The organism is Aggregatibacter actinomycetemcomitans DSM 8324 (assembly GCF_000372365.1).
GTDB lineage: Bacteria > Pseudomonadota > Gammaproteobacteria > Enterobacterales > Pasteurellaceae > Aggregatibacter > Aggregatibacter actinomycetemcomitans.
Window position 1 is genome coordinate 73,575 of the sequence record NZ_AQUU01000006.1, and the last position, 19,000, is coordinate 92,574.

Consider the following 19,000-nt stretch of genomic DNA (forward strand, 5'->3'; position numbering starts at 1 on the left):
TAAAGATTAAATAATGCGATTTTTCGGATCTTGCTGCGCAACGCGGGCGCGAATTTTGGCTTCCAGCTGATTGATTAAATCCTCATTGTCAAAACGTTCTTTTTGACGTTCTCCGGAAAGATAATAACCGCTTTTCTTGTTGCCGCCGGTCACACCCAAATCGGACACCAGCGCTTCGCCCGGGCCGTTTACCACGCAGCCGATAATAGAGACGTCCATCGGCGTGATAATGTCTTCCAAACGCTGTTCAAGGGCGTTGACCGTGCCGATAACATCAAATTCCTGACGGGAGCAGGTCGGGCAGGCGATGAAATTAATCCCGCGCGAACGAATGCGTAAGGATTTCAAAATGTCGAAACCGACTTTAATTTCTTCCATTGGATCCGCCGCTAAGGATACCCGTAACGTATCGCCGATGCCTTCGGACAATAGCATTCCCAAACCGATTGCCGATTTCACCGCGCCTGCACGGGCACCGCCGGCTTCGGTAATGCCTAAATGCAAGGGTTGCTTAATGGCTTTGGCGAGCAGGCGATAGGATTCTACCGCCAAATAAACATCGGAGGCTTTAACACTCACTTTAAATTGATCGAAGTTCAAACGATCGAGAATTTCCACATGACGTAATGCGGATTCCAATAAGGCTTGCGGTGTCGGTTCGCCGTATTTTTCCTGAATGTCTTTTTCCAGAGAACCGGCATTGACGCCGATCCGAATCGGAATATTTTTATCTTTAGCGCAATCCACCACGGCATGAATGCGATCTTCTCGCCCGATATTGCCCGGGTTGATACGTAAACAGTCCACGCCGTATTCCGCTACTTTCAACGCAATGCGATAGTCAAAGTGAATATCCGCCACCAGCGGCACGTTGACTTGTTGTTTGATTAATTTGAAGGCTTCCGCCGCGTCCATGGTCGGCACAGAAACACGTACAATATCTGCTCCCACCCGTTCCAGAGACTTAATTTGCGCCACGGTGGCTTCCACATCGGTAGTGCGCGTATTTGTCATTGATTGCACGGCAATCGGCGCATCGCCGCCCACCGGCACCTTTCCCACATAAATTTTCTTTGATTCTCTACGCTGAATCTTTGGTTTTTCTAACATCAGTTAACTCATTATTGAGGTAATTTAAATTTTGCCACACGTCCGTCAACGGTCAACGGGAAGGCTTGACCTTTATAAGTAATTCTTACGTTGCCCGGCGCGCCGATAATTAACGAATAAGGTTCTTCTTCGTTGAAACTCAACACATCACCTTGTTTGTATTCTTTTTGTGCCAAGACTTTGCGGTTTTTATCTTTAACGCTGATCCAGCAGTTGCCGATAACTTCAATATATAAGTTATCCTTTGTGGTGACGGCAGAAACACTTGAATTTTCCACCGCACTTTGTGGCTCGGCGGAGGCTTGCGATTCAGGTTGAACGCTAGTTAACTGCTCATTGCTGCCGATTTTGTCCATTTTAGGTTGCAATACATTGGCGCTTGCTATCGGAGCGTTTGATTCTTGAGCGACAGGCGCCGTCGTATTGGCTGCAACCGGTGTCTCTGTGAGCGGTTTGGTCTCAATTTCGATGCCGGTGCCTTTCGGTGCGGTATCCGTTAAGGTATTTTCGATTTTGGCCGTAGGCTGCGGCACCGGAATTTCGTTACCTGCGGGCTTGGCAGGCGCGGTGTTCACTTCCGTTGTCACCGGTGCGGACGGCGTGTAGGAATTGACTAATACATCTCGTTCCGCGTTAGATTGCTGGTGGCTTTCCCACCACCACATTCCGGTCATGCCCACCACGATCAAAATGACTAACGCGCTGAGGTAACCGATCCAGTTATTGTGTGACGAATATTGGTTAACGGAGCGGGTGGCGCGGGCGTTTTTGCCCAAATCGTTTTTCTGTTCGTTGCCGAAATGAATGACATTCATCCATTCGCTGTCCGGAATACGCAAAAATTTCGCATAACTACGCACATAGCCGCGCATAAATGTGGCGGGAATGGTTTCGTTGGTAAACTGGTTATTTTCGATGAGACGAACAAGGGCGGGACGTAAAGAAATCTCTTTTGACACTTGCTCCGGCGTAAGATTGAGGGCTTCGCGGGCGAGGCGAAATTTATCGCCTAAAGTGGTCTGCTGTTCGTTGCGGGATTGTGTTTCTGATGTATTTTGCATATTCATAAAACGGACGATATTTCTGACTAAAATTGAGTGCTAAAGTTTAAGGTTGTAACGCCTGTTTTGCAACTGTTATATGGCGTTATTCTGCGATTGGAAGGAAATTTGTGGGGAAAAACGACCGCACTTTTGCCCGTGGGAAAAGGTTATTTTATCCCTTGTGGTAATTTTGCCGCCCGTTTCGGAGAGATTTTCGTCAATAATGCGAGATTTTGCCGATAAATCGCCTGATTTTTGGCGGATAAAGCACATAACGCCAAGTTTTCATAAGTGTCCGCCTGATGGTAATAATTCGAGCTTTTTAAGGCGCGTTCAAATTGTACATAGGCACTGTCGAATTCCCCTTGCGCACAAAGAAATGCACCGTAATTATTGAACACATCCCCTTGTTTATCATCTAATTTTATCGCGTTTAAATAGGCGGTACGGGCTTGTTCAATGTCGCCCTGTTGTTGATAGAAATAGGCAAATGCCGCTGACACTAAATAATAATCGGGAGCGTAAGAAAAGGCTTTATCCAGGTTCAGCTTGGCTTGTGCCGAATCTTGCTGCTGTAAATAGCCTAATGCCAGTTCCACGCGTGCTTTGGCGGCTTTTTGCTTGTCAAAATCCACCGCACTTTGTTGGGTGACGCAGGCGGAAAGCAAAAACGGAAAAATAAACGGTATTGCACGATTGTGCTGTTGAAATTTGATCATTTATTTTTCCTCCTGACAGATTTATTGAATTTGAACGGCAATGCCTTGCCCGAAGTGTTTTTTCTGTGCGGTGCGTTTGGTACGGTCAATCACATCGCCGGCTAATTGTCCGCAGGCGGCATCAATATCATCGCCGCGGGTTTTGCGCACAATCACGGTTAAACCGTATTCCATCAAGGTTTTTTGGAAACGGTCAATTCGCGTGTTGGAACTTTTCGCATAAGGCGCTTGGGGGAACGGGTTCCACGGAATCAGGTTAATTTTGCACGGCGTATTTTTCAGTACGGCGGCGAGCTGATGGGCGTGTTCCACATGATCGTTAATGTGATCCAGCATCACATATTCAATGGTGACTTTGCCGTGATTGGCGTTGGAGACGCTCAAATAACGGTTCACCGAATCAATCAGGGTTTTAATGTTGTATTTCTTGTTTAACGGCACGATTTCATCGCGCAATTCATCGTTCGGCGCGTGCAGGGAAATCGCCAACGCCACATCGATCATTTTGCTTAAATTGTCCAACGCCGGTACCACGCCGGAGGTGGATAAGGTCACGCGGCGTTTGGACAAGCCGTAGGCGAAGTCATCCAGCATAATTTCCATTGCCGGCACCACATTCGCCACATTTAACAAGGGTTCGCCCATGCCCATCATCACGACGTTGGTAATCGGACGCACGCCGGTGACGCCGAAATTACCGATAATTTTCGAGGCGCGCCACACCTGACCGATAATTTCCGCCACCGTTAAATTGCGGTTAAAACCCTGTTGGGCGGTGGAACAGAAGGTGCAAGCCAAGGCGCAACCCACTTGCGAAGAAACGCATAAGGTGGTGCGATCCGCTTCGGGAATATACACGGTTTCCACTTGCTGATCGCCCACCTGCATCGCCCATTTAATGGTGCCGTCGGCGGAACGTTGCTCAACCGCCACTTCCGGCGCTTTGATTTCCGCCATGGTTTTTAATTTTTCCCGTAACGCTTTGTTCAGGTTGGTCATATTGTCGAAATTGTCTTCGCCGAAATGATAAATCCATTTCACCAACTGATCGGCGCGAAACGGTTTTTCGCCTAATTCAGCGAAAAATTCACGCATTTGTGCGCGGGTTAAATTCATTAAATTGACTTTTTTTGCCGGTTCGGCAACAGCTTGTTCTAACATGGGAGCCTCGTTATTACACATTATGGCGGAAACCGAAATTGGCGTCCTTCCTTTTGAAGTGACGACAGGATAAAAATGAGGTGCGATTGTACTGATTTCGGTTGCATTAAGCCAGCGATTTTACGCGTGGAAATAAAACGCTGTAAAAAATGACCGCACTTTTTTGTGATCAGGATCGAAGAATTGGAAAAAATCCCGCTGAAATATCAGGAAATCATACTGGTTGGTTCTTTTGTTTGAGCACTTTGTGAGTAAAATCCGGGTAGCGTTAAATGTTAATAAAGAGGAGTCATTATGAAGTTAAGAAAATTAACCGCATTCACCGTATTAAGTTTAGCCTGTTCCGTCGCCTATGCGGCAAATTTGCCGAACATTACCATTTTGGCAACCGGCGGAACCATTGCCGGCGGTGGGGAAACGGCGGTCAGTTCTGCCTATAAAGCAGGGCAGTTGACGGTAGAGCGCTTAATTGAAGCGGTGCCGGAAATGAAAAATCTTGCGGAAATTAAAGGCGAACAAGTTGTGAATATCGGTTCACAGGATATGAACGATGAAGTGTGGCTAAAATTAGCCAAAACCATTAATCGGCAATGCGCCGATACGGACGGCTTTGTGATTACGCACGGTACGGACACTATGGAAGAAACCGCGTATTTTCTGGATTTAACTGTGAAATGTGACAAACCGGTGGTATTAGTGGGCGCTATGCGTCCGGCGACGGAGAAAAGCGCTGATGGTCCGTTAAATTTATATAATGCCGTAGTGGTGGCGACAAATAAAAAATCTGCCGGCCGCGGTGTGCTGGTGGCGATGAACGACAAAGTACTGGGTGCCCGCGATGTAACCAAAATGAGCACCACGGCGGTGCAAACCTTTGTAGCGCCGAACTTCGGTCCGTTAGGCTATATTCATAACAGCAAAGTGGATTACGAACGTTCGCCGGAAAGCAAACACATTGCTAATACGCCGTTTGATGTATCGAAACTGGACGCTTTGCCGAAAGTGGGCATTGTATATGCGTATTCCAATATGCCGACGGAACCGTTACAAGCCTTATTGAGCGCGGGGTATCAGGGTGTCATTAGTGCCGGCGTGGGCAATGGCAATGTGAATCAGGCAAATTTGGATTTATTGGAAAAAGCGGCAAAAGACGGCGTGGCAGTGGTGCGTTCTTCCCGCGTGCCGACGGGCTACACCACCCGTGATGCGGAAGTGGATGACAGCAGATACGGCTTCGTGACCTCAGGTTCGTTGAACCCGCAAAAAGCGCGCGTGTTGTTGCAATTAGCATTAACCAAAACCAAAGATGTGAAGGAAATTCAGCAATATTTCGATGATTTTTAACGACGTCCCGTTTGAGGTTTTATAACCTACGTTTAAATATAACCCCATACGGTAAGTATGGGGTTATATTTAAAAACACTGTGAAAAATATTCATAAATCACTGAAGTGATTTATTCACCCCTTCGGGGCCGTTGGCATAGCCAACGTTTAAAAAATGGAATTTTTTGTGACCGCACCTTTTACGAGCAAACCACTTTAATCGCTAAGCCGCCTTGTGAGGTTTCGCGGTATTTGGCGTTCATGTCTTTACCGGTTTCGTACATGGTTTCGATCACCTTATCCAGACTGACGCGCGGGCTGGTGGTGCGACGCAATGCCATGCGGCTGGCGTTAATGGCTTTGACGGAGGCGATAGCGTTGCGTTCGATGCAAGGCACCTGCACTTGCCCGCCCACCGGGTCGCAGGTTAAGCCAAGGTTGTGTTCCATGGCGATCTCCGCCGCAATGCACACCTGTTCCGGGCTGCCGCCGAGAATTTCCGAAAGTCCTGCCGCCGCCATCGAGCAGGCAACGCCCACTTCCCCCTGACAGCCTACTTCCGCACCGGAAATGGAGGCGTTCATTTTGTACAACGAACCGATCATGCCGCAGGCGAGTAAGTAGCGTTCGACGATTTCATCGGTGAGTGTGCCGACAAATTTCTCATAATACGCCAGCACCGCAGGCACAATACCGCAAGCACCGTTAGTGGGGGCGGTGACGACTCGTCCGCCGGCAGCATTTTCTTCGTTCACCGCCAAAGCAAACATATTTACCCAGTCGATGACACTCATTGGATCCATTGAAAGCTCGCTGTTCGCTTTCAGCATGCGATAAAGTGTTGCCGCACGACGAGCTACTTTTAACGGACCGGGTAGAACCCCTTCAGTGTGTAAACCGTGTTCGATACAATCTTTCATGGTCTGCCACACTTGATGCAAATGGGTTTTTAATTCTTCTTCACTATGTAGTGCCAGTTCATTTTGCATCATTAAACTGGAAATGGATAACCCGCTTTCCTGACAGTTACGTAAAATATCCGCCGCAATGTGGTAGGGATAAGGCACGTTCATTTCATTTTTTTCGGTTTGGTTGAAATGGGCTTCGTCTACAATAAACCCGCCGCCGATAGAATAATAGGTTTGTTTATATAATTCTTGCGCCTGATGAAATGCGGTAATGGTCATGCCGTTTTCGTGCAGCGGCAGGAAGGTTTGGTGAAAAATCATGTCCGTTGCCGGGTCAAATTGTGCAGTCTGTTTGCCTTTGGCAAGGGGCAATTTGGCGGTTTTCTTTACCTCCGCAATGAACCCGGGGATACGTTCAATTTCCACATTATGCGGTAAATAGCCTGCCAGCCCCATGATGATGGCGATGTCGGTGCCGTGTCCAAGACCGGTCATGGAGAGTGAACCGTAAACATCCACTTGGATTTTCTCTGTTTTTTCCAAGAGATGTTGCGCAATTAAATCGTCAATAAACTGTTTCCCCGCCTTCATCGGACCCACCGTGTGTGAGCTGGACGGGCCGATGCCGATTTTAAACATATCAAAAACACTAATCATATTTCACTCATCATTTTTCATTATCGGAATGCCTCACGCATAAGGTGAGGCATCGGGTTAAACTTTAAAGGAAGCGCATTCTACGCGAAATTTTAAAATAATCCATAGACTACCGCTGAAATCGCAATGGACCCCATGACAACCACAAATACGTTGCTGAGTCTGCCTCTGTAACGTCGCATGGCGGGTACGTTACGAATGGCATACATTGGCATGATGAACAAAATCATGGCGATAATCGGGCCGCCCAACGATTCGATTAAACCAAGGATGCTCGGATTGCGAATAGCCACCAGCCAAAGGGTGATGAGGAAGAAAAGTGCGGTGCCATAATTCAGTGTTTTTCGATTGATGGTTTTGTTGTCGGTCATTTTTAAGTACAAGCCTTCCAACCCTTCACGGGCGCCCAAATAATGTCCGAAGAAGGAGCTGGTAATGGCTAAAAACGCCACTAACGGGCCGAGGTAGGAAATATACGGGTTGTCGAATTTGTTGGCTAAATAAGACAAAATACTGATATTTTGTGCTTTCGCTTCGGTAAGCTCCGCCGGGGTTAAAGTCAATACGCAGCTGAACACAAAGAACATGACGAAAAATAACAAAATGGTTGCCGTGCCTTTCAATGTTTTGCTCGCGTGCTTTTCCGCCAAAACGGGATCTTGGTATTCCCGTTGTTGCGATTGCGAAAAGGCGGAAATGGCAGGAGAGTGGTTAAAAGAAAATACCAATACCGGAATGGTGAGCCACAAGGTCATGATAAAGCCTTGAGTCGTCGGCATTTCCTGTAGCATAGAGGTGTTCCAGTTCGGAATCAGGTAAACCGATAAAGCGACAAGAATGATGACTAACGGATAAACCAAGAATTCGGTGATTTTCAGCATCACTTTTTCATTCATCAGCATAATGGAAATTAATGTGGCGATGAGAACAAAAGAGAGCAGCACCCGATTCGGCGATGGCATGCCTAGCTGGTGGACGATAAAGGAGTCCACGGTGTTGGTGATGCCATTGCCATAAATTAACAAAATCGGAAAAATCGCAAAAAAATACAGCAAGGTGATTAATTTCCCTGCTGTTTTACCGAAATGTTCCTCTACCACTTCGGTAATATCACTGCCCGGCTTGGCGGACGACAGCACGAATCGGGATAAACCGCGATGTGCCAAATAAGTCATTGGTCCTACTAAAATCGCCATCACAATTAACGGCCAAAATCCCCCCATACCCGCATTAATCGGCAAAAACAGTACACCTGCTCCTACCGCCGTGCCAAACAGATTAAGCATCCAAATAATATCGAATTTACGCCATTTTTTTTCATTTTGATTTGACATATTGTCTCCTTTTATAAGTTATATTTATTTTTGCGCAGATAGTAGTACTGTTACGAAGGGAGTGCAAAAGGAATTTAAAAGATTTGTGATCGAAGTATAACTTTTAGAGATAATTTTGATAGTTTTGTAACAAGTTTTAATTTAACCTGTTAATATTTAAACAACCCAATTTAACCGGGTTTTGCATTTACGGCAAAAATATACTGCACCATCACGTTGAATTTTATTATGACGACGAATACTTAATTGATGGGTTTGACAGGCGCAACGGTAAGTGAAGGTTTTGCCTTGCACAGAGGTTAAATCAAATTGATGGCGCACCTCAGCCGGCAGATGAAAAATCTCGGTCATCACAAACTGCCATTCTTTGCCGTGCGGTTGTACTCTGCCATAGTGTTGATATACCACCAAATGCGCCAATTCGTGTAGCACCACTTGATGAATAAATCTTTCGGTGTTTTCCAGTAATAAAGTGCGGTTAAATTTGATGGTGTTTTCCTGTAGGTATGCCAGCCCCGCTTTGCTGCCTTTTAATTCATAATTAATTTGCGGCATTGAAAAGGGTTGGTTGAAATGCGCTTCTGCCAGCTGTAAACCACTCTGTAAACGGCGCAGAATCTGCATTTTCAGGATGCGGAAATTTTCTTCTGTTTGCATATAAAAGTGCGGTTAAAAAACGCGTTATTTTTTAACCGCACTTTATCACAACTTAATGATTTAATGTATTATTTTAATCCTGCCGCAGCACGTAAATCTGCCGCACGATCGATTTTCTCCCACGGGAATTGCTCACGCCCGAAGTGACCGTAAGCCGCCGTTTGGCGATAAATCGGTTGGATTAAATCTAACATTTTGATTAAACCGTATGGACGCAAATCAAAGAATTCGCGTATTAATTTCACCAATGATTCATCAGCCACTTTACCGGTGCCGAAGGTTTCGATCATGATGGAGGTCGGTTCGGCAACGCCGATAGCGTAAGACAGTTGGATTTCACAGCGATCCGCCAAGCCCGCCGCGACGATATTTTTCGCTACATAACGGGCGGCATAAGCGGCGGAACGGTCAACTTTAGACGGATCCTTACCGGAAAATGCGCCGCCGCCATGGCGCGCCGCACCGCCGTAAGTATCGACGATGATTTTACGACCGGTTAAACCGCAGTCGCCCATCGGTCCGCCGATGACAAAACGACCGGTCGGGTTGATGAAATATTTGGTGTCTTTGGATAACCATTGGCTCGGTAAAATCGGTTTGATAATTTCTTCCATGACGCCTTCATGCAACTCTTTTGGGCTGATGGCCTCGGAATGCTGGGTGGAAAGCACCATGGCATCGATTCCGATGATGTTGTTGTCTTCATATTTAAAGGTCAATTGGCTTTTCGCATCAGGGCGCAACCAATCTAATTTTCCGCTTTTGCGCACTTGTGCCTGGCGTTCCATTAAACGATGGGCATAGGTGATGGCGGCAGGCATGAATACATCGGTTTCATTGGTGGCATACCCGAACATGATTCCTTGGTCGCCCGCGCCTTGATCCAACGGGTTTTCGCGATCTACACCTTGGTTGATGTCGGAAGATTGCTTACCGATGGCGTTTAATACCGCGCAGGAACGACCGTCAAAGCCCATTTCGGAGCTGGTGTAACCAATCTCACAAATTACTTCACGGGCCAAGTTTTCAATATCCACCCACGCGGAAGTGGTGATTTCACCGCCCACCAACGCCATGCCGGTTTTGACATAGGTTTCGCAGGCAACGCGGGCTTTCGGGTCCTGTTTGATGATTTCGTCTAATACCGCATCAGAAATCTGATCGGCGATTTTATCCGGATGTCCTTCGGAAACGGATTCGGATGTAAATAAATATTGGCTCATTGTGTTCTCCGGAATGATGTTAATTCAATGTAAATGTTAGCGTTTTTGGAAGTATTTCCATCTAGACGGCTATAATACGCGTTTAGCTCAAAAATGCAACTTGGAAAGGGGAGAGTTTTGTCAGTTTGATGTAAATAATGAGGTGTATAAAAAAGAAAACCCCCAACAAACGTTGAGGGTTTCTACTAAAATAACAACCTAAAAAGATTAGCGACGTAAACCTAAACGAGCGATTAAGCTGCTGTAAAGTTCAAGATTTGTACGTTTTAAGTAATCTAAAAGTTTACGACGACGGGAAACCATACGTAATAAACCGCGGCGACCGTGGTGGTCTTTTTTGTGTTCCGCAAAGTGTGCTTGCAAATGGTTGATTTGTGCGGTTAATAAAGCGATTTGAACTTCGGAAGAACCGGTATCTTTACCATCGCGACCATATTCAGCAACGATTTTTGCTTTTTGTTCAGTACTTAGAGACATAATAACTCCTGATATGAGGTGGTTAATGATACATCGTTAGCCGATCTCTAATTCAGCTACGATAATAAGGAATGCAGATTCTAGCTATTGCGCGCTCAAAAAGCAACGAATTTATCCTCTAACAACGCATTTAATTGCGCGGCAAATGCCGTTGGATTTTCCTGATGGGCGTTATGTCCCGCGTTAGGGATAACGGTTAAGTTAAGCTGATTTTCCAGTGCCATGTGTTTGAATTTATGATCCCGCTCGCCACAGAAATAATAAATGGGATAAGGGCTGTTTTTGACGGCAGAACGTAAATCCGGCTGTTTGGCAAGGGAGGTCGCCAACAGCATTTGTGCAATATTCTCCCCGCAATTGGCTCGGCGTTTTTCGATGAGGGCGTTGCGTTGATGTTCGGTCAAATGGGCAAATACCGCCTGTTGATACCAGTCGTTCAGTACGGATTCCGCCGTTTCATAGCGAAAACGTTGCGCCCAAAATACATCATTTTTCCACCGCACTTTTTTCGCTTGTTCATCGGTCAGCCCAAGATTACCGCCTTCAATAATCAAGCCCAGCAGGTTGTATTTTTCACAGTTGCTATGAAGTGCGTAATACAGCGCAATCCGTCCGCCGAGCGAGTAACCGATTAAAAAATAAGGTTGATTCCCCACTGCCGATTGGATTTGTTGCGCCACATAAGCGCAGGCTTCGTCAAAATTTTTCGCAGGGTGGTTTTTGGCGCTGCCGTGCCACGGTAAATCCAGGGCAATGCAATGAAAGTGCGGTAGATTTTCCGTGAGTTTTTGCCAGTCGGCTTGCGTACCGAGTAAGCCGTGTAAAAAGACGAGATACGGTTTCATAGAAGTTAAAAAAGCAAATTATCATGAAATAATTTGCTTTTGATGGTGTTATTTATTCGCCGACGACAGCATAGCTGATTTGTTCGATTAGGCGTTTATAAACGGTGCTGCCGTCATTCGGCGCCACTTTGATTTCGATGATGGTGGCTTCACGGCGTGAATAGGCTTGTTTCAGTACGGAACTCAAATCCGCCCAGGTGTAAGGGCGCGCATATTTTAAATCGAACATGGACGCCACTTGGGAAAATTCCGTGTGGTGCGGCATACGGTAGAATTTGTCTTTCACTTCCGCATCCACCGGCAACATATCGAAAATCGCCCCGCCGTTATTATTAATGATAAAAAGAATCGTCGGTTGGGTGATTTTTTTGAATAACGCCAGCGAGTTTAAATCATACAGCGCGGACGTGTCGCCCACTAACGCGACCACCGGCTGATTGGAACCGATACCGATGCCGGCGACGGTGGCAAGTAAACCGTCGATGCCGCTGGCGCCGCGATTGGTGTAAATCGGATAGCCTTCCGGCAATTTGGTCAGTGCGTCCACCAAGCGCACAAATAAACTGTTGCCTAGGAAAAGTGCGCCGTTGTTCGGCAGCAGGCGTTCAATGTGGTGAGCTAAAGAGGCTTCGTTCAAATTGCCGCCCACTTGTTGCTCAATGAATGTGGCGCAGAATTTGGACAGTGCCAACGCTTCCAACAGCCAAGGTTTTTGTCTTAACGGCGGGTGGGCACGTAACCAATGGTGAATTTTGGCAACAAAACGGGTATGGGAGTGATGATACGGATCCACGGCTTGCGGGTTTTCATCCACAATCCAATATTCGTTTTTAAATTCCGCTAAAAATTGATTAATGCGTTTACTGATAAAACGGCTGCCAAGTTGAATGACAATATCCGCTTGCAACATTTTTTGTTTTACCGTTTGATTGGCAAGCCAAATGTCGGCATAAGGCAGTGATGCTTCCACGCCCGATTGAATGTCGGTCAACAACACCCAGCCCATGGTATTTGCCCAGGCGGCGATACCCATGGCTTGTTCCGCCGGCATTCTGCCCGCCACGACAACACCGCGTTTGGTGCGCCAATGATCCCAATTCTCGTGAATGATCACTTCTTGGTGCAAGGCGGGATAAGTCGTCCAACTTTTATTTTGGCTTAACCAGCACTGAACCTGTGCCAGCCACGGATGAACGTCAATTTCTTCCACATTGGCGTCATATAACGGTTCGGAGAACGGTACGTTAATGTGAATGACGCCGCCTTCTTCCGCCTGTTGATGACAAGCCTGTTCGATTTTGGAAATGAACCAGCTTGCCGCATAATCCTGGCTTGGGCGTGGTAAATTCAGGCTTGCCAGTGGGTAATCGGCAAACATATTTTCTTGTAAAATCGCTTGATTGGCGCCGCATTCCCATAATTCCGGCGGGCGATCGGCGGTGAGCACGATGAGGTTTACATGGCTTTGGCGCGCTTCGATGATCGCCGGGTATAAATTCGCACCAGCCGTGCCGGAGGTGACAATAACGGCGACGGGTTTTTTGGTGGCTTTCGCCACACCAAGAGCAAAAAATCCCAAGCCGCGTTCGTCGAAGTGCGTGTGGCAAAGGGCGCGGTTGGCGTTTTGTAAACGGACGGCTTCCAATGTCAGCGGGGTCGAACGCGAACCGGGCGCGATACAAAAGTGGGACACGCCTTGACGCACAAGGGTTTCCAAGATCACTTTCGACCAACAACGATTAAATACGCTTACTGACATTTTTTCTCTCCGTTTTTAGATTCCGTTATTTGTAACAATGAGATTAAACCGGCGGCTTTACGTTCGATTTCCTGCCATTCTAGCAAGGGAACAGACCCTTCAACAATACCGGCACCGGCAAAAACGCGAATTTTGTCCGCTTCAATAAAGGCGGAACGAATGGTTACGCAAAATTCGGCTCGCCCCCGATTAAAAAATCCCAACGTGCCTGCATACCAGCTCCGATCGTAATTTTCAATTTGTGCCAATAAGGTTTTGGCGCTTTGTTGTGGCAAACCGGCAACGGCAGCAGTGGGATGAATGGCTTTTAAACAATCCAGATCAGTGCAGTTTTCCGTTAAAAGTGCGGTGATTTCGCGGCGTAAATGTTGAACCCGACGCAGCGGCTTCAAACCGATCTCACCGAGCTGAATCTGTTTGGCAAAGGCGCTTAGATTGGCGCAAATGCCTTCGGCAACCAGCTGATTTTCATGAATATTTTTCCTATCCCGCAAGAGCCATTGCGCCTGTTGGCGGTTTTCTGCGGGGTCGTCGCTCACCAATGCCGTGCCTGCCAAGGCTTCGGTAGTGAGCCGGCGCTGATGGCGTGCGTATAGGCGTTCCGGCGTAGAGCCAAGAAAAACGGAAGAAGGGCTTTTCGCCAATAGAAAATGATAACAACCGTGATTATGGGCTTCGCTTTTGGCGAGAAAATCCTGTGCATTTAATGGCGCGTTAAGATGAAATGTGGTTTCATTCGCCAGCACCAGTTTGTCCACATAGCCGCTTCTGATTTGCGCTAACGCCTGTTCTACCCAATGTTGCCAGCGGGCTTGGTCGGCTTGTCGGTGGGATAAGGTCGCTTTACTTTGCACATCCAAAAGTGCGGTGGTTTTTTCCAGCGTTTTTAAGAACGTCAGTGCCTGCTGCTTGCTTTCTTTGAAATCGGCGTGATCGATAAACACTTTCACCGTAAGCCGATATTGCGTTTGTTCCAACAGCAGTTGCGGCAGGAAAAAATAGGTGTCGCCGTTAAAGGTCATGCCGCCGAATAAAGACAAATCAGCGTGTTCAATAAAATGTTGGGCGGCAATCAATTGATCAAAGGCGCGCACTTCGCCGATGGCGGCAAAAGCCGATTCGCCTTGTTGTAATTTGAAATAGCACTGCGGATAGTGTGGCTGCGCTTTTAGCCAGGCAAGTAAATTAACGCTGCCTTCGACCTGCGCCGAGCAAACCGAAATAGCATGTTGTTCTGATTCTAATTGATGAATTTGGCTGATTAACTGCGCTTTTATTGATTGCAAACTATCCATTTTGAAAAAGCATTGTCTTTACTAGGAAAATAAGTTAAAAATAAACCGTAATTCTACCGCACTTTGCGGGAATTTTTCACAAAATATTTCATTTCTTAATCACTAAGGTCGAAACTATGGAACGCTTTCCGAAATCCGATAAATTAGAGCACGTTTGTTATGATATTCGCGGGCCTGTGCATAAAGAGGCACTGCGTCTCGAAGAAGAAGGGCATAAAATTTTAAAATTGAATATCGGCAACCCCGCGCCGTTCGGTTTCGAAGCGCCTGATGAGATTTTGGTGGATGTGTTGCGTAATTTGCCGTCGGCGCAAGGGTATTGCGATTCCAAGGGGCTTTATTCGGCGCGTAAAGCCATTGTGCAATATTATCAATCGAAAGATATTCGTAACGTAACGGTAAACGATGTGTATATCGGCAACGGTGTGTCTGAGTTGATTACTATGGCAATGCAGGCGTTGCTGAATGACGGTGATGAAGTGTTGATCCCGATGCCGGATTATCCGTTATGGACGGCGGCGGCGACCTTGGCGGGCGGCAAAGCGGTGCATTATTTGTGTGATGAACAGGCGGATTGGTCCCCCGATGTGGAAGACATTAAAAGCAAAATTACTTCGCGTACCAAAGCCATTGTGATTATCAACCCGAACAACCCGACGGGAGCAGTGTACAGCAAAGACTTGTTATTGGACATTGTGGACGTGGCGCGTCAGCATAACCTGATTATCTTTGCCGATGAAATTTACGACAAAATTTTATACGACGGCGCAGTGCATCATCATATCGCCGCCTTGGCGCCGGATTTATTAACGGTGACGTTGAACGGGTTGTCAAAAGCCTATCGGGTTGCCGGTTTCCGTCAAGGTTGGATGATTTTGAACGGACCGAAAAAACACGCCAGAGGTTACATTGAAGGTTTGGATATGCTGGCGTCTATGCGTTTGTGCGCCAATGTGCCGATGCAGCACGCCATTCAAACCGCCTTGGGCGGCTACCAAAGCATTAACGAATTTATCCTGCCGGGCGGGCGTTTGTTGGAACAACGGAATAAAGCCTACGAATTAATTAATCAGATTCCGGGCATCAGCTGTACCAAACCGATGGGCGCGTTGTATATGTTCCCGAAAATCGACATCAAAAAATTCAATATGTATGACGATGAAAAAATGGTGTTCGATTTATTGGCGCAGGAAAAAGTGTTGTTGGTACACGGGCGCGGCTTTAACTGGCATTCACCGGATCACTTCCGTATTGTTACATTGCCGTATGTGCATCAAATTGAAGAGGCATTGGACAAATTCGCCGGATTCTTGTCTCATTATCATCAATAAGAACCATCAAACAGGAACCAGGATAATTCGGGGTTTCTTTTGAACTTGAAAAGTGCGGTGGTTTTTATCAGTGTTTTTCAGCATGATAAAGAAAAAACACCGAAAAAAACTACCGCACTTTTATGTATACTCGCTGAAATCTTTCGGTAAAAACTCCTGCATTTTCGTCCATTGTGCGCTGCTTTCTTTGCCGTATTGTAAAATGCAAGGAGCGACTTCTTCGATGCTTTGGCGCTGGCAAATATCCCTTAGGTTGAAGTAAAACCGTCTTGCTAATTCTCGTGCTTCGGCGCTTTGAAAATAGAATAAACCGATTCTGGTATATAAACTTTTAAAGCTGTTCAAAATCAATCCGTAAACGGGATTATCGGAAGCAAAAGCCAGATTGCGAAATACGTCATAGTCGAATTTTGTATAGTCTTCCGCGGTATCTTCCAAGTTGTCCATCGGGTGAAGGATATGCAGAGAACGCTCGGGTGCACGTTTAAAGGCTTTCGGAATGTAGATCATGGAGATGTCGGTGCGCGCGGAACGCATATTGGCAGTCAGCGAAGGCAGGCGTGAACCGTCAAGTTGGATCATGGTTTCCAGAATGTTTAAACCTGAGGTTTCCCAAATATCATTAACTTTGGTGGGTTTGCCATGTTGGATATTTAACCAGCCATCACGTGCCAATCGTTGCAAAACTTCACGCAGGGTGGTGCGGGTAACACCGATTTTGTCGGCCAATTCACGTTCTGCCGGTAAATCCGAACCGGGTGGGAAATGATTATTCCAAATGCTTTTTACAATGTATTCTTCTGCTAATGCCGCCGGGCTTTGTGCTTTCAGAAGGGGGGAATTGTTATTCATAGTAATTCGGTATTATCAGTAGTTATCAAATAAAAAACGGCTTTATTATCGTTGAAACGACTATACATTACAATTAGATAATTATTTTTTAAATTCGTTGACATCATCTGCTATTTTTGACACAGTTTAGCGCTGAACTACCTTGAACGGTATTAGGTTAATATATTGTTAATTAAGAAATTAAGGTCAACTTTATGGATAGTAATTATACACAGGCATTTTTTAAAAACTTTCTTGGTTCTAGCCCGGGCTGGTATAAAATAGCGATCGTCGCATTTCTTGTCATTAATCCCGTCTTATTTGCTATTTCACCTTTTTGGGCGGGGTGGTTATTAGTCATTGAATTCATTTTCACCCTAGCTATGGCGCTAAAATGTTATCCGTTACAGCCCGGCGGGTTACTTGCCATTGAAGCGGTATTTATAGGAATGACAAATCCTGCCCACATTAAAGCAGAAGTGCTGGCAAATTTTGAAGTGATTTTGCTCTTGATGTTTATGGTGGCAGGAATTTACTTCATGAAACAATTGTTGCTTTTCGTGTTTACTAAGCTTCTTCTTAATATTCATTCCAAATTGGTGCTTTCTTTATCTTTCTGTTTTAGTGCCGCGTTTTTATCTGCCTTCTTAGATGCGCTAACCGTAGTGGCTGTCATTATCAGCGTGGCTATGGGGTTTTATGGGGTATATCACAAAGTGGCATCGGGGGGTACATTCTACGATCCTACCGATATTACTAATGATGAGAAAATCGGTAAAGATCGTGAAACTTTAGAGGAGTTTCGGGCATTTCTGCGTAATTTGATGATGCATTCCTGTGTAGGTACTGCGCTCGGTGGTGTAATGACCATGGTGGGCGAACCACAGAATTTAATCATTGCGGAACAGTCGGGTTGGAATTTTGTTGAATTCTTTTTTCGTATGGTGCCGGTGACGATTCCGGTCTTTTTATTCGGATTACTAACCTGCGTAGTAATAGAAAAGTTTCATCTCTTTGGTTATGGCGCGAAATTACCAAATCAAGTATGGATGGTTTTATCTGAATTTGATAAAGCCAGTATGAAAAAAATGACCAAGCAGGAGCGTTTGAAGCTTATCGCGCAGGCAATTGTCGGGATTTGGTTGATTATCGGTTTAGCATTCCACTTGGCGTCTGTCGGTTTAATCGGTTTAAGTGTCATTATTTTTTGTACCGCACTTTGTGGTGTTACCAGCGAACATGCATTGGGTAAAGCATTCCAGGAATCTTTGCCGTTTACTGCACTACTGGTTGTGTTCTTTACCGTAGTTGCCGTGATTATTGACCAAAAACTGTTTGCGCCGATTATTCATTACGTTTTATCTTCAGAGGAAACTGTTCAGTTAACTTTATTCTACGCCTTTAATGGTTTGTTATCCGCTATTTCCGATAACGTGTTCGTTGCAACGGTTTATATCAATGAAGCAAAAAATGCGTTAACTGCTAATGTGATTCCGCCACATCAATTTGAATTGTTGGCGGTAGCGATTAATACCGGTACCAACCTGCCTTCTGTAGCGACACCAAACGGACAGGCTGCGTTCTTATTCTTATTGACTTCCTCTTTGGCGCCCCTAATCAACCTCTCTTATGGTAGAATGGTTTACATGGCGTTGCCTTATACTATTGTGTTGTCGTTAGTGGGTTTGTTCGCCGTGGAATATATTTTACCGCCGATGACTATTTGGCTGGCAAACTTAGGCTTGATCATGCCGATTTAACATTTTTTAGGAGGAAGAACGCAATGCTAAAATTTTTCAAAACACTTTCCGTGCAACGGACCGGTTGGTTGTTGTTGGTTATTTCAGCATTGGCGTTAGAAGGAACGGCACTTTATTTCCAATATGGCATGGAATTACAACCCTGCGTCATGTGTATTTATGAACGGGTTGCCTTATTCGGTATTGCTTTTGCCGGAATTGTCGGATTAATTGCACCGCGCTTTTTGGTTTTCCGTTTATTGGCATTGCTTATCGCGTTTTTCAGTACCGTGAAAGGATTATTAATTTCCCTTAAGCACGTAGATTATCAACTGCATCCGGCACCCTGGAATCAATGTTCCTATTTGCCGGAATTTCCACAAACCCTGCCGTTGGATAAATGGTTTCCGGCATTATTCCAACCCACCGGTTCTTGCAGCGATGTGGTTTGGTCGTGGTTAGGGCTTTCCATGGCGCAGTGGATTGTGGTTATGTTTGCCGTGTATTTGATTGTTTTGGTGTTAGTGTTAATTAGCCAATTTAAACGTCTTGATAATAGAGGAAGAAGACGTTTATTTAATTAACTC

Annotated in this window: 17 protein-coding genes; 4 read left to right on the forward strand and 13 right to left on the reverse strand. The window is 45.9% G+C overall.

Annotation, left to right across the window (positions count from 1 at the left end; translation table 11 throughout):
* Positions 1 to 6: 6 nt before the first annotated feature.
* The 4 genes from ispG to A3CS_RS0104665 form a co-directional block, all read right to left on the reverse strand.
* Positions 7 to 1,110: a flavodoxin-dependent (E)-4-hydroxy-3-methylbut-2-enyl-diphosphate synthase gene (ispG, locus tag A3CS_RS0104650; protein WP_005547472.1), complete on the reverse strand. Its 1,104-nt coding sequence runs from the start codon at positions 1,108 to 1,110 to the stop codon at positions 7 to 9.
* An 11-nt stretch (positions 1,111 to 1,121) separates the two neighbouring features.
* Positions 1,122 to 2,177, reverse strand: a complete 1,056-nt coding sequence (locus A3CS_RS0104655; RefSeq protein WP_019518281.1) for a RodZ domain-containing protein — start codon at positions 2,175 to 2,177, stop codon at positions 1,122 to 1,124.
* Between the two features lie 143 nt (positions 2,178 to 2,320).
* Positions 2,321 to 2,872 carry a type IV pilus biogenesis/stability protein PilW gene (gene pilW / locus A3CS_RS0104660; protein ID WP_005547469.1) on the reverse strand — a complete coding sequence of 184 codons (552 nt, stop codon included), beginning with the start codon at positions 2,870 to 2,872 and terminating at the stop codon, positions 2,321 to 2,323.
* A gap of 21 nt (positions 2,873 to 2,893) precedes the next feature.
* Complete coding sequence (locus A3CS_RS0104665; protein ID WP_102873378.1) at positions 2,894 to 4,054, reverse strand: bifunctional tRNA (adenosine(37)-C2)-methyltransferase TrmG/ribosomal RNA large subunit methyltransferase RlmN; 1,161 nt, start codon at positions 4,052 to 4,054, stop codon at positions 2,894 to 2,896.
* A gap of 273 nt (positions 4,055 to 4,327) precedes the next feature.
* Between A3CS_RS0104665 and ansB the strand changes: the two genes are divergently transcribed.
* Positions 4,328 to 5,377 (forward strand): L-asparaginase 2, encoded by a 1,050-nt coding sequence (gene ansB / locus A3CS_RS0104670; protein WP_005547464.1) that lies wholly within the window; start codon positions 4,328 to 4,330, stop codon positions 5,375 to 5,377.
* Between the two features lie 180 nt (positions 5,378 to 5,557).
* On the opposite strand, the gene A3CS_RS0104675 is transcribed toward ansB, so the two are convergent.
* The 8 genes from A3CS_RS0104675 to A3CS_RS0104710 all read right to left on the reverse strand — a co-directional run bounded on the left by A3CS_RS0104675 (position 5,558) and on the right by A3CS_RS0104710 (position 14,512).
* Entirely contained in the window at positions 5,558 to 6,922 is a 1,365-nt protein-coding gene (locus A3CS_RS0104675) for an L-serine ammonia-lyase (RefSeq protein ID WP_005547462.1), read from the reverse strand.
* A gap of 92 nt (positions 6,923 to 7,014) precedes the next feature.
* The gene (locus A3CS_RS0104680; RefSeq protein ID WP_005588266.1) at positions 7,015 to 8,256 is read right to left on the reverse strand and encodes an HAAAP family serine/threonine permease; all 1,242 of its coding nucleotides are present in this window, start codon (positions 8,254 to 8,256) and stop codon (positions 7,015 to 7,017) included.
* A gap of 156 nt (positions 8,257 to 8,412) precedes the next feature.
* A complete protein-coding gene (locus A3CS_RS0104685; RefSeq protein ID WP_005568024.1) occupies positions 8,413 to 8,913 on the reverse strand; it encodes a SprT family zinc-dependent metalloprotease in 501 nt (166 codons plus the stop codon).
* 68 nt (positions 8,914 to 8,981) lie between these two features.
* Entirely contained in the window at positions 8,982 to 10,136 is a 1,155-nt protein-coding gene (gene metK, locus A3CS_RS0104690; RefSeq protein ID WP_005571105.1) for a methionine adenosyltransferase, read from the reverse strand.
* Between the two features lie 207 nt (positions 10,137 to 10,343).
* Positions 10,344 to 10,613 (reverse strand): 30S ribosomal protein S15, encoded by a 270-nt coding sequence (gene rpsO, locus A3CS_RS0104695; RefSeq protein ID WP_005540508.1) that lies wholly within the window; start codon positions 10,611 to 10,613, stop codon positions 10,344 to 10,346.
* A 95-nt stretch (positions 10,614 to 10,708) separates the two neighbouring features.
* Positions 10,709 to 11,458 carry a 2-succinyl-6-hydroxy-2,4-cyclohexadiene-1-carboxylate synthase gene (menH, locus tag A3CS_RS0104700; RefSeq protein ID WP_005547454.1) on the reverse strand — a complete coding sequence of 250 codons (750 nt, stop codon included), beginning with the start codon at positions 11,456 to 11,458 and terminating at the stop codon, positions 10,709 to 10,711.
* 52 nt (positions 11,459 to 11,510) lie between these two features.
* Entirely contained in the window at positions 11,511 to 13,217 is a 1,707-nt protein-coding gene (gene menD / locus A3CS_RS0104705) for a 2-succinyl-5-enolpyruvyl-6-hydroxy-3-cyclohexene-1-carboxylic-acid synthase (protein WP_005568025.1), read from the reverse strand.
* Positions 13,208 to 14,512, reverse strand: coding sequence for an isochorismate synthase (locus A3CS_RS0104710; RefSeq protein ID WP_005547450.1), 1,305 nt, complete (start codon positions 14,510 to 14,512; stop codon positions 13,208 to 13,210). Before A3CS_RS0104710 ends, menD begins: the two co-directional genes overlap by 10 nt.
* Before the next feature lie 116 nt (positions 14,513 to 14,628).
* On the opposite strand from A3CS_RS0104710, the gene A3CS_RS0104715 reads away from it, so the two are divergent.
* Complete coding sequence (locus A3CS_RS0104715; protein WP_005547449.1) at positions 14,629 to 15,843, forward strand: pyridoxal phosphate-dependent aminotransferase; 1,215 nt, start codon at positions 14,629 to 14,631, stop codon at positions 15,841 to 15,843.
* A 120-nt stretch (positions 15,844 to 15,963) separates the two neighbouring features.
* Here the strand turns inward: A3CS_RS0104715 and fadR are convergent, their stop codons facing one another.
* Positions 15,964 to 16,695, reverse strand: a complete 732-nt coding sequence (fadR, locus tag A3CS_RS0104720; RefSeq protein ID WP_005568029.1) for a fatty acid metabolism transcriptional regulator FadR — start codon at positions 16,693 to 16,695, stop codon at positions 15,964 to 15,966.
* Positions 16,696 to 16,889: 194 nt separating this feature from the next.
* Between fadR and nhaB the strand changes: the two genes are divergently transcribed.
* Both nhaB and dsbB read left to right on the forward strand, forming a co-directional pair.
* Positions 16,890 to 18,434 (forward strand): sodium/proton antiporter NhaB, encoded by a 1,545-nt coding sequence (gene nhaB, locus A3CS_RS0104725; protein WP_005543712.1) that lies wholly within the window; start codon positions 16,890 to 16,892, stop codon positions 18,432 to 18,434.
* 23 nt (positions 18,435 to 18,457) lie between these two features.
* Complete coding sequence (dsbB, locus tag A3CS_RS0104730) at positions 18,458 to 18,997, forward strand: disulfide bond formation protein DsbB (protein ID WP_005547444.1); 540 nt, start codon at positions 18,458 to 18,460, stop codon at positions 18,995 to 18,997.
* The last annotated feature ends 3 nt before the right edge of the window (positions 18,998 to 19,000 follow it).